1 protein-coding gene and 1 pseudogene are annotated in these 2,136 nt (G+C 68.1%); both read right to left on the bottom strand.

The window, feature by feature from the left end; genetic code table 11:
• Nucleotides 1–34: 34 nt before the first annotated feature.
• Nucleotides 35–860: pseudogene (argF, locus tag AOK08_RS30985) on the bottom strand (ornithine carbamoyltransferase); the annotation flags it as partial.
• 220 nt (nucleotides 861–1,080) lie between these two features.
• Nucleotides 1,081–2,136 (bottom strand): arginine deiminase (locus AOK08_RS30980; protein WP_055532243.1); only part of this gene is annotated, 1,056 nt, incomplete at its 5' end.

Here is a 2,136-nt window from a genome sequence, read left to right as displayed (position 1 = left end):
GGGAAAGGGCGGCGGGGGCGCGGGAAACCCAGCCTCAGCCCAGCGAAGCGACCAGTACCGCCTTGATCGTGTGCATCCGGTTCTCCGCCTCGTCGAACACCACCGAGTGCCCGGACTCGAACACCTCGTCGGTCACCTCCAGCGACGACAACCCGTACGTCTCGAACATCTCCCGCCCCACCTTCGTCCCAAGATCATGGAACGCCGGCAGACAGTGCAGGAACTTCACATCCGCGTTCCCCGTCGCCCGCAGCACATCCATCGTCACCGCGTACGAAGCCAGCGCGGCGATCCGCTCGCCCCACACCGCCTTCGGCTCCCCCATCGACACCCACACATCGGTGGCGACGAAGTCGACCCCCCGCACACCCTCCGGCACATCCTCGGTGAGCGTCACCCGCGCCCCGCTCGCCTCCGCCAGCTTCCGCGCGGTGGCGACGATGTCCTCGGCGGGCCAGTAGGCCCGCGGCGCGACGATCCGTACGTCCATGCCGAGCAGCGCGCCGGTGACCAGATACGAGTTGCCCATGTTGAAGCGCGCGTCGCCGAGGTAGGCGAAGGCGATCTCCGTCAGTGGCTTGCCGCCGCTGTGCTCGGTCATCGTCAGCACGTCGGCGAGCATCTGGGTGGGGTGCCAGTCGTCGGTCAGACCGTTGAACACCGGCACGCCCGCATACGCGGCCAGCTCCTCCACCGACGCCTGACTGTCGCCCCGGAACTCGATCCCGTCGAACATCCGCCCGAGCACCCGCGCGGTGTCCTTCACGGACTCCTTGTGCCCCATCTGCGAGCTCGACGGGTCGAGGTACGTCGTGGAGGCACCCTGATCGGCCGCCGCCACCTCGAACGCGCAGCGCGTANNNNCCTCGCCGGTGAAGTCCAGCTCCTTGAGGAAGTGACGCCCGGCAAGGGCGGTCGGGACAGTCGCCATGGGGGGCACTCCAAATAATCGGGATAGTCGGGCACGGCATGCGGGACATAGACGATTGGAAGTCTATACGACTCCCTACATTTCTATGCGGTCACCCTTTCGAGCCATCGCCACCCGGCACCCGCCCCTCCCCAAATCACCGCATCCCGCTAAATCACCGCATCCCGCTGCACAGGGCAGCTCATACAGCGCGGGCCACCCCTCCCCCGCCCCAGCTCACTGCCCGGGATCTCCACCACCTCAAGGCCCTGCTTGCGCAGATGCGTGTTCGTGGTCGCGTTGCGTTCGTACGCGACGACCACACCCGGCTCGACGGCGAGGACGTTGCAGCCGTCGTCCCACTGCTCACGCTCGGCCGCGTGCACGTCCTGGGTCGCGGTCAGGACGCGGATCCCGCTCAGCCCGAGCGCGGCGGCGATCGCCCGGTGCATGTGCTCCGGCGGATGGTCGGTGACCTTCAACTCCTTGTCCCCGGCGCCCGGTTCGATGGTGTACGAGCGGAGCATGCCGAGCCCCGCGTACTGGGTGAAGGTGTCGCCGTCGACCATCGTCATCACGGTGTCGAGGTGCATGAACGCGCGCCGCTTGGGCATGTCGAGGGCCACGATCGTCCGGGCCGAACCGGCGGCGAAGAGCTTGTGCGCGAGCATCTCGACCGCCTGGGGTGTGGTGCGCTCGCTCATGCCGATGAGTACGGCGCCGTTGCCGATGACGAGGACGTCCCCGCCTTCGATGGTGGAGGGGTAGTCCACCTGGCCCTCCGACCAGAGGTGGAAGGTTTCGTCACGGAAGAGCGGGTGGTGCCGGTAGATCGCCTCGAAGTGCACGGTCTCCCGCTGCCGCGCCGGCCAGCGCATCGCGTTGATGGAGACGCCGTCGTAGATCCAGGCCGAGGTGTCGCGGGTGAAGAGATGGTTGGGGAGGGGGCCGAGGAGGAAGTCGTCCAGGTCCATGACGTGGAAGCGGACCGAGGCCGGTTCCGCGTGCGCGGCCAGGAACTCGCGCTTGGTGATACCGCCGATGAGCAGTTCGGCCAGTTCGGCGGCGGGCAGGTTCTCGAAGGCGGCCCGGAGATGGTCGGTGGCCAGCGGCCCGTACTCCTTCTCGTCGAAGACGCGGTCGAGTACGAGGGTGCGGGCGGCCGGGACCGCCAGCGCCTCGACGAGCAGGTCGCCGAAGAGGTGGACGGCGACACCCCGGTCGCG

This window comes from Streptomyces graminilatus (assembly GCF_001418565.1).
GTDB lineage: Bacteria > Actinomycetota > Actinomycetes > Streptomycetales > Streptomycetaceae > Streptomyces > Streptomyces graminilatus.
Note: the sequence above shows the minus strand (reverse complement) of the source record. Positions and strands in the feature narration are given on the sequence as shown.